7 protein-coding genes are annotated in these 8,628 nt (G+C 63.6%); 4 read left to right on the top strand and 3 right to left on the bottom strand.

The annotated features are described in order from the left end of the window. Nucleotides 1-277: 277 nt before the first annotated feature. The 3 genes from ABF990_RS11625 to ABF990_RS11615 all read left to right on the top strand — a co-directional run bounded on the left by ABF990_RS11625 (nt 278) and on the right by ABF990_RS11615 (nt 3,003). On the top strand, nt 278-820 hold the full coding sequence (locus tag ABF990_RS11625) for an SspB family protein (RefSeq protein WP_415490871.1): 543 nt from the start codon (nt 278-280) through the stop codon (nt 818-820). Between the two features lie 43 nt (nt 821-863). Further along, complete coding sequence (locus ABF990_RS11620; RefSeq protein WP_415500151.1) at nt 864-2,516, top strand: fumarate hydratase; 1,653 nt, start codon at nt 864-866, stop codon at nt 2,514-2,516. Nucleotides 2,517-2,610: 94 nt separating this feature from the next. Further along, entirely contained in the window at nt 2,611-3,003 is a 393-nt protein-coding gene (locus ABF990_RS11615) for a VOC family protein (RefSeq protein ID WP_415490873.1), read from the top strand. 234 nt (nt 3,004-3,237) lie between these two features. On the opposite strand, the gene ABF990_RS11610 is transcribed toward ABF990_RS11615, so the two are convergent. The 3 genes from ABF990_RS11610 to alr form a co-directional block, all read right to left on the bottom strand. Then, nucleotides 3,238-5,034 carry a glucoamylase family protein gene (locus ABF990_RS11610; protein WP_415506619.1) on the bottom strand — a complete coding sequence of 599 codons (1,797 nt, stop codon included), beginning with the start codon at nt 5,032-5,034 and terminating at the stop codon, nt 3,238-3,240. A 159-nt stretch (nt 5,035-5,193) separates the two neighbouring features. Further along, nucleotides 5,194-6,450, bottom strand: a complete 1,257-nt coding sequence (locus tag ABF990_RS11605) for a D-amino acid dehydrogenase (RefSeq protein WP_415500153.1) — start codon at nt 6,448-6,450, stop codon at nt 5,194-5,196. A gap of 22 nt (nt 6,451-6,472) precedes the next feature. After that, nucleotides 6,473-7,663, bottom strand: a complete 1,191-nt coding sequence (alr, locus tag ABF990_RS11600) for an alanine racemase (RefSeq protein ID WP_415500154.1) — start codon at nt 7,661-7,663, stop codon at nt 6,473-6,475. A gap of 143 nt (nt 7,664-7,806) precedes the next feature. On the opposite strand from alr, the gene ABF990_RS11595 reads away from it, so the two are divergent. Beyond that, nucleotides 7,807-8,259: an Lrp/AsnC family transcriptional regulator gene (locus ABF990_RS11595; RefSeq protein ID WP_415490877.1), complete on the top strand. Its 453-nt coding sequence runs from the start codon at nt 7,807-7,809 to the stop codon at nt 8,257-8,259. Nucleotides 8,260-8,628: the final 369 nt, after the last annotated feature.

Here is an 8,628-nt window from a genome sequence, read left to right as displayed (position 1 = left end):
CATAAGCGATAAGCGCGGTTCGGGAGGGCACCGGGCAACAGAAGCCCTCCCACCTTTCAGGCAGATTGTGTTCGTCTCCGGCCCCCGGTTTTTGCCCGGTGCCGGCGCATGCGCGCATGTGAACGGTCGCCGCCATGGTCCGGATATGGTAAAAGGACCGCACAGACGGGTTGCACTGGCCCCACCTTTCGCGCATGGCTGATGCCACGCAGCCAGGGCCAGCCTGACGGCACCTGCAACGACCAAAGACCCAAAAAGACCATTACGGGAGACCAGCATGGCTGATGACCATGACCACACCAGCGGGGATGAGGCATTCCCGTCCACCAGCCTGTTGCCCTACGACCGCTGGCTGGACGACGCCTATCGCGGCGTAATGCTGAGCGCACTCGAACATGTGAGCCGCGAAGGGCTTGCAGGAGAGCACCATTTCTATCTGACATTCCTGACGGACTTCCCGGGAGTGGATATTCCCTCTCGGCTCCGCGCCCAGTACCCGCATGAAATGACCATCGTGCTGCAACACCAGTTCTGGGACCTGAAGGTGGACCGCACGGCAGGCACGGTGTCTGTCGGCCTGTCCTTCGGGGGTGTTGGCTCGATCCTGGTCATTCCCGTGCGGGCCATTACGGGGTTCGCGGACCCGTCCATCCGCTTCAGCCTGCAGTTTGACGCAGGTGAGCCGGACGAGGACACAACCGGGGCCGAGACAGACCACGCCGGCGCGCCCGAGGCGGCTGGCACGGATGCACAAGAGGACGCAGCCTCCCAGGTTGTCAGCCTTGACGCGTTCCGCAGGAAAGGACCATCACCAGCCTGACCCCCCGGCAGGGGGACACGGCCAATGGAGAACAGACAAGACCATGACCAGCCAGCCCCCCCGCCCTCCTCTTCCCGAATTTGTGTACTCCCCCCTTTTCCCGCTGGGGAAGGACACCACCACCTACCGCAAGCTCGCGCTCGCGGGGGTCAGCACCTCGCAGTGCGGCGGCAGGACCGTGCTGCATATCGCACCCGAAGCACTGACCGAACTCACGGCCCAGGCCTTCCACGAGGTGGCGCATTTCCTGCGGGCCTCGCACCTGGAAAAACTGGCCGCCATCCTCAAGGACCCCGAAGCCTCGGACAATGACCGCTTCGTAGCGCTCGACCTTTTGCAGAACGCCTGTATCGCGGCGGGCGGGGTGCTGCCCATGTGCCAGGACACGGGCACGGCCATTGTCTTCGGCAAGAAGGGCCAGCGCGTCTGGGTGGACGGTAACGAGGAAATCGCCTTCTCCAAAGGGGTGTACGAAACCTATACCCGCACCAACCTGCGCTATTCCCAGATGGCGCCGCTGACCATGTTCGAGGAAAAGAACACCGGCACCAACCTGCCCGTGCAATGCGATATTTTTGCAAGCCCCGCCGGCGAACATGACGAAGAATTCGACATGATGTTCGTGGCCAAGGGCGGCGGGTCGGCCAACAAGACCTTTCTGTTCCAGGAAACACGCGCCCTGCTGGGATCAGAACAGCAGTTGCTGGACTGGCTGGACACCAAGGTCCGCACGCTGGGCACCTCCGCCTGCCCGCCTTACCACCTGGCCATTGTCATTGGCGGCATGTCCGCCGAGCAGACGCTCAAGACCGTCAAGCTGGCCTCCACCCACTGGTATGACGCCCTGCCCACCACGGGGGACATGACGGGCCACGCCTTCCGCGACGTGGACATGGAAGCCAAAGTGCTGGAGCTGACCCGCAAGCTGGGCATTGGCGCGCAGTTCGGCGGCAAGTATTTCTGCCATGACGTGCGCGTGGTCCGCCTGCCCCGGCATGGCGCCTCCCTGCCGGTGGGGATTGGCGTGTCCTGCTCGGCCGACCGGCAGATCAAGGCCCGGATCACGGCGGATGGCTTCTTTCTCGAGCAACTCGAACACGACCCGGCCCGCTTCCTGCCCGAAACCACGGACGAACATCTGGAAGGCGAGGCCGTCAGAATCGACCTGAACCGCCCGATGGACGAAATCCGGGCCGAACTGTCCAAATACCCGGTCAAGACCCGGCTGGCGCTGACCGGCACGGTAGTGGTGGCGCGCGACATCGCCCACGCCAAGTTCCGCGAACGTCTCCAGCGTGGCGAAGGACTGCCGCAGTACCTCAAGGACCATCCGGTCTATTACGCAGGCCCCGCCAAAACGCCCGAGGGCATGCCCACGGGCTCCTTCGGCCCCACCACGGCCGGGCGGATGGATTCCTACGTGGCCGAACTGGAAGCCAATGGCGGGTCATTCGTCATGCTGGCCAAAGGCAACCGGTCCAAGGCCGTGCGCGACGCCTGCCAGAAATATGGCGGGTTCTACCTGGGTTCGGTCGGGGGGCCTGCGGCCCGTCTCGCCAAGGACTGCATCCGCAAGGTTGAGGTTCTGGAATACCCCGAACTGGGCATGGAAGCGGTATGGAAGATCGAGGTGGAAGACTTCCCCGCCTTTATTGTTATTGATGACAAGGGCAACGACTTCTACGCTGAACTGTAAACCCCGGCGCCGCTATCCTGCGCCAGAGGGTACGGCCAGAGGGTGCGGCCTTTCCCTGCCGGAAAGGCCGCCATAAAAGGAGTGGTGCGGTTTCATGCGCTTTACAGTGGATCGTCTGGACCATGTTGTCCTGACTGTCAGGGACCTCGAAATTTCCGCCTCGTGGTACCAGCGTGTGCTGGGCATGGAACGGGAGGAATATGGCCGCAACAACCGTACGGCCCTGCGCTTTGGCGGACAGAAACTGAACCTGCGCCCCTATGACGCGCAGGGGTGGGACACCGCCACCCACGCGCTGCCCGGCGGGAACGACCTGTGCTTTATCGCCGCCATTACCAGCGCGGACGTGATCGAGCACCTGCGGGCCTGCGGTGTACAGATCGTGGAAGGGCCGGTGGCCAGGCTGGGGGCGATCGGCCCCATTACATCGGTCTACTGCCACGACCCCGATGAAAACCTGATCGAAATCGCGTCGTATCAGGGCTGATCCGGGCAGTTCCCATACCAACCCCGTAGCTGCCCCCATGCGGGGGGCGGAACAGGCAGGCGGCATAAGCTGATGCCGCCTACCTGACAGGACGTGATCGGCAAGGCGCGATCGGGCCTGATTTCAGCCCGCAATCATCCGGCCAACCCCGCTCAGGAACAGATTCCGTGTTCCTGAGCGGGATTTGCAGCCAGAATGACGAGCAGGAACAATGGCCGGCAATGGCGGCCGGGGTCAGCCCGGCTGGGACGCCCCCTGGACCACCCCGCCCGCATGCACCGGCTCGGCGGCCGCCGCATCCTTGTGGCCTGTTCCAGCCGAAGCATGGGCAGGAGCCGCATTGTGGCCGGATGCCCCCGGCGCGTCCGGCCTGCCCAGCCAGCCGCCGGTAAAGCCCGCGCGTTCAAGCCCGCGGCGGATCACGTCGCTGGTTTTCATGGTGTCCCACACCAGACCGGTACGCCAGTTTTCCAGCATCAGCAGAATTGGCCCCTGGTCGATGCCCAGATAGGTATTGTCCGCCCAGTACGCCTGCTGCCCGCTTTCGTGGTAGCTGGGGTTGAAAGCGTCCACAAAACCGTACTGCCCGTAAATACGCTGGCCGTACCGACTTTTCATGGTCCGCAGGGCGGGCAGGGCAATCTCGGGCGCGAAGGCAATGGACCCACCCGCCGCCGTGGGGGCCAGCGTGCCGTCATCCAGCGTGTAGTCACGCCCCACACCCCGGGCGGAATAGCTCATGAACTTGCGGGGCTGGCCGTCTTCGGTCCGGGTGGTTTCAGCCGGGCCGTCGCTTGCGGTCAGGCCCCAGACATTGGGGCCGTAATCGTGCCATTTGCCGGGATTGGCCTCGGCATAGTTGCGCTGGGCATAAACGGCACGGCGGCTGTTCTCGAAATAGTCGATCTGCTTCTGGCGGCTCCAGTCATCGCGGATACCACGGAAATCGATCCAGGCATGGGTATACTGGTGGCCGAACAGCGGCGCGAAATTGAGAAAGGTCTGCCCGTAGGAATTGCCCCAGCGCTGGGCATTGGTGGACAGCCACGCCTGCCACGAGACAGGTTCCAGCGCCGATGTGCTCGCCCCCAGCCCGAGGATGTAAAGCATCATGCCTTCGCTGTAGCCTTCCCAGTAATTCGCCAGAAAGCCATGCTCGGGCGACCAGCCCATGCTCATGCGGTTGTCGGGCCGCAGCATCCATCGCCAGTCCACGCGGTTGAACAGCGTATCGGCCAGTTGGCGGATTTCGCGCTCCTCCACCGTATCGGCCGTGTAGAAACTGCGCGTAAACAGCACACCCTGCATGAGCAGCGCCGTATCGATGCTGGAAAGCTCGATATCGTGGTTCAGGCGCAGACCGGTTTTGTGGTCGAGAAAATGGTAGAAAAACCCATGATACCCGGATGTCTGGTCTTCTGTCGCGTTCTGGGGCAGGCGCAGCATGGTGCGCAGGGTCAGCAGCGTGCGTGACACCGCCTGCTCACGCGTGATGTACCCGCGCGACACGCCAATCCCGTAAGCTGTCAGCGCAAAACCGACGGAGGCGACACTGCTCTGGGTCTGGTCTGAGGGGAACCGGTCGGGCACGAGCCCGTTGGTCGGGTCGGCCGAATCCCAGAACCAGTCGAAAGTACGGTGCTCCAGATCTTCGACCAACGCCCTGTCGGCCACCGGCAATGGACGGTCCGCCCCATTCCTGCGCACAACGGACGATACGGCCCGCGCGGGAGGGGCAGACACCGTGGCAGAAGACTGCGCCGCCACCGCTGCCTGAGTGGAAACCGGGGTGGAGGCCGGGCTGGCAACAGGTGCAGATACCTGGGCCCAGGCCGCGCCAGGTGCCAGGCCCACGCCCATACCGGTCAGCGCGCTGGCCAGCGCCAGGACTTTCAGCCCCCTGACAAACCTGCCCGCACCACCCCGCATATGACCCGGCACCTGGCCCGACTGCCCGCGCACTGCCAGCATGCGCCCGCCTGTCTGCTGTGTGTGTACGATGCCGCTTTGCGTCGTTCTGGTCACTATCACCTTCACCCTGCTCCGTCCTGCCGTTGCCATCGTCCAACAGGGGTCTCTGGCTGACCCCTGCGCACATGCTAACACAAGATTAAAATTTGTCGCGGACGCGAGAAAAACAACCCTGCTACCCGGTGCATGACATTTTGAAGCCGGTGAAGCCGCCAGCAGCTACATGCCGTAGCGGAAGATATTCAGATCCTCATAGTCGATATCGGGCCTGCGCCCGCTCATGAGATCAGCCAGCACCCGGCCCGACCCGCAGGCCATGGTCCAGCCCAACGTGCCGTGCCCGGTGTTCAGGTACAGGTTTTCCAGCGCGGTGCGCCCGATAACCGGCGTGCCGTCCGGGGTCATGGGTCGCAGGCCGGTCCAGAACAGGGCGCGGGAGGCGTCACAACTGCCGGGGAACATATCCGTCACCGAATGTTCCAGCGTGGCACGGCGCGGTTCGCGCAGGCGCAGGCTGAACCCCGCCAGTTCCGCCGTGCCGCCCACACGCACACGGTCCCCCAGACGGGTAATGGCGATTTTGAACGTCTCGTCCATGATGGTGGAGACCGGTGCCCGGGATTCGTCGGTAATATCGGCTGTCAGCGAATATCCCTTGACCGGGTAGACCGGCAGCCGCATGCCCAAAGGCCGCAGCAGTTCGGGCGTATAGCTGCCCATGCTGGCCACGTAACGGTCGGCGGTCAGCACACCGCGCGTTGTTTCCACCCCGCTGACCCGGCCACCTTCGGCCCGGATCCGGCGGATGGACGTGCCATACAGGAACGTGACCCCGGCGGCGCGCGCCATGTCTGCCAGGTTCTGCGTGAACTTGAAGGCATCCCCCGTTTCGTCGCCCGGCAGGCGCAGGCCGCCCACGATCTTGTGGGCCGATGTCGCAAGCCCCGGTTCGGCCCGCACGCAGGCCGCCGTATCCATGACTTCGTACGGCACGTCATACTGGCGCAGCACCGCAAGGTCAGAGGCAATGCCGTCAAGCTGCCTGGCGGTTCTGAACACCTGCAGGGTGCCCTGCTGGCGGTCGTCATAGGTAATGCCGGTTTCCGCCCGCAGGTCACGCAGCACATCCCGGCTGTATTCGGCCAGTCGGACCATACGCCCCTTGTTGCGGTTATAGGCGGGTGTCGTGCAGTTTTCGAGCATCTGCACCAGCCAGCGCCACAGATGCGGGTCCGGCATGGGCCAGAACACGAATGGCCGGTATTTCATAAGCAGCCATTTGACGCTTTTCAGCGGCACACCCGGCCCGGCCCAGGGCGAGGAATACCCCGGCGAAACCTGCCCGGCATTGGCAAAGCTGGTTTCAAGCCCCGCGGCCTCCTGCCGGTCGACCACCGTGACCTCATGCCCGGCACGCGCCAGATACCACGCCGAGGTCACGCCCACGACGCCACTGCCCAGAACAAGTATTTTCATGCTGATGCTCTTTCCGTCACACTCAAGGAGCTGGACTGGCGGTGTAAACCCGGTGATAGCGCCGCCCGAGCGAGGTCAGGACCTCGTACCCGATTGTCCCTTCCGCCGTGCCCACGGCGTCCACGCCGTAGCTCTCGTTCAAAAGATCGACCATGCCGTCGGCCTCAAGTTGGCCTTCGGGCAGGGCTGAAATATCGACTGTCATGGAATCCATGGAAATCCGGCCCAGAATGGGCAGGCGCACACCCCTGAACCACACGCAGCCCGTCTCGGCCCCCTGCCGGGCAAACCCGTCCGCATACCCCACGCTGAGCGTCGCCACGCGGCATGGGCCGGGGGCCTGCCATGTCAGCCCGTAGCCCACGCGGTCCCCCTTGCCTAAAGCCCGGGTCTGCAACACGTGGCCCTGCAGGCGCACCACCTGACGGAGCGGGTTAGGCCCCGTGGTATTGGGGGCCACGCCATACAGCGCCGCACCCGGCCGAACGAGGTCGAAATGATAGTCGGACCCCAGGAACACGCCCGACGACGCGGCAAGGCTGAGCGGAGCGGGCGGCAGCATGGCGGCATAGGCGCGCAGCCGCGCGGCCTGCATGGCATTGGCGGGATCGGCCGGAGTGTCCGCACAGGCGAGGTGGCTCATGATCAGCGTGAGCGACAGCCCTTCCAGCGCGGAAGGGTCCTGCGCGACCTGCCGCAGTTCGGCCTCCGCCAGCCCGAAGCGGGACATGCCGGTGTCGAGCTGGAGGGCCACATCCACCACCTGCCCGCGCCTGCGGGCCACATCGCGCACCCAGCCGATCTGTTCGAGACTGTTGAGCACCGGCCGCAGCCCGTGCTCCAGACATTCGGCCACCGCATCCGGCCTGGGACCGTGCAGGACGGTAATGCCGCACGCGGCGGAAACATGCGGGCGCAGGGCCAGCCCCTCATCCACATGGGCGACAAAAAACTGCCGGGCTCCCGCCTGTTCCAGCGCGGGGGCAACCTGCGCCGCCCCCAGGCCATAGGCGTCCGCCTTGACCACCGCAGCGCAGAGCGCGCCACTGGCACGCTGGGCCACCTGCCGGTAATTGGATGCCACAGCCCCCAGATCGATGGTAAGCACCGCGCCTGCGCGCGCGCAGGGCCAAGCCCCTCCGTCCGGGAACGGGGTGCGACGGGCCCCCTGGGCCGCAAGCCCAGCGGGGAAAAATGCCGGGTTGGAAAGCATGGCCACGCACACCCCCTGCGTTTGTTACGATGTTGAAAGTTTAATTCAGTCCTGATGGCATATCTCACCATTATGGTGCATAATCTGCCAATATTGCTTTATTTTAGAATTATCATGCACAAAACCACCGGAAAAGACAGATCATGTCAGATCGCACGACAGAGGCCATTCTGCGCCACCTGCGCCATGACGGACGGCTGAGCAACGCTGACCTGGCCGAACGAGTCGGCATTTCACCATCCACCTGCCTGCGGCGCGTGCGCAAGCTGGAACAGGAAGGCGTGATCCGCGGTTATCAGGCCATTATCGCCCGCCGGAGCCTGGCCCCCGTGGCCACAGTCATTGTGCAGATCACGCTTGAACGACAGACCGAGGAATGCCTGCGCCGCTTTGAAAGCCGCATTCGCGAATGCCCCGACGTGCGCGAATGCTACCTGATGACAGGAGACGCCGATTACCTGCTGCGGGTGGAAGCACGCGACATGCAGGATTACGAACGTATCCATAAGGAAGAACTCTCCCGCATGCCCGGCGTGGTGCGTATCCAGAGCAATTTCGCCATCCGCCCTGTCGTGCAGCAGCAGGACAAAAGCTGACACGGGCACCGCCGCAGTCGTTCTTCACGCCCGCGCAGGCAGGGTGGCACGGGTGGAACGTACAAAACGCATGGCAGCACATAATGGCCGCACAGTCCGTTACGGTAAAGAACTGTGTCGCATAGGCCAAACTATAGCCCATGCAAAATATATTCGCTTTATTGAAATTTTTACGTATATTTAACGATACCACGCCCCATTGCAGGATGGGCGCTGGATCTGCGGACACGATCAGAGACATGCATGACACCTGCCAGCACAATGCCTGCACTATACATGTCATGGTCCCCGAAAACCGGGGCACCCGCCCCACTGGTTACAATTTTTACTGACGCATGACGTCCCGTATTAAACAAGAACGACCGCCAG

Source organism: Acetobacter sp. (assembly GCF_047723915.1).
Classification (GTDB): domain Bacteria; phylum Pseudomonadota; class Alphaproteobacteria; order Acetobacterales; family Acetobacteraceae; genus Acetobacter.
Note: the sequence above shows the minus strand (reverse complement) of the source record. Positions and strands in the feature narration are given on the sequence as shown.

What these genes read in the sequence shown, in the direction of transcription:
- ABF990_RS11625 (WP_415490871.1), top strand. Translation starts at nt 278, where the DNA reads ATGGCTGATGACCATGACCACACCAGCGGGGATGAGGCATTCCCGTCC.
- ABF990_RS11620 (WP_415500151.1), top strand. Translation starts at nt 864, where the DNA reads ATGACCAGCCAGCCCCCCCGCCCTCCTCTTCCCGAATTTGTGTACTCC.
- ABF990_RS11615 (WP_415490873.1), top strand. Translation starts at nt 2,611, where the DNA reads ATGCGCTTTACAGTGGATCGTCTGGACCATGTTGTCCTGACTGTCAGG.
- ABF990_RS11605 (WP_415500153.1), bottom strand. Translation starts at nt 6,450, where the DNA reads ATGAAAATACTTGTTCTGGGCAGTGGCGTCGTGGGCGTGACCTCGGCG.
- alr (WP_415500154.1), bottom strand. Translation starts at nt 7,663, where the DNA reads ATGCTTTCCAACCCGGCATTTTTCCCCGCTGGGCTTGCGGCCCAGGGG.
- ABF990_RS11595 (WP_415490877.1), top strand. Translation starts at nt 7,807, where the DNA reads ATGTCAGATCGCACGACAGAGGCCATTCTGCGCCACCTGCGCCATGAC.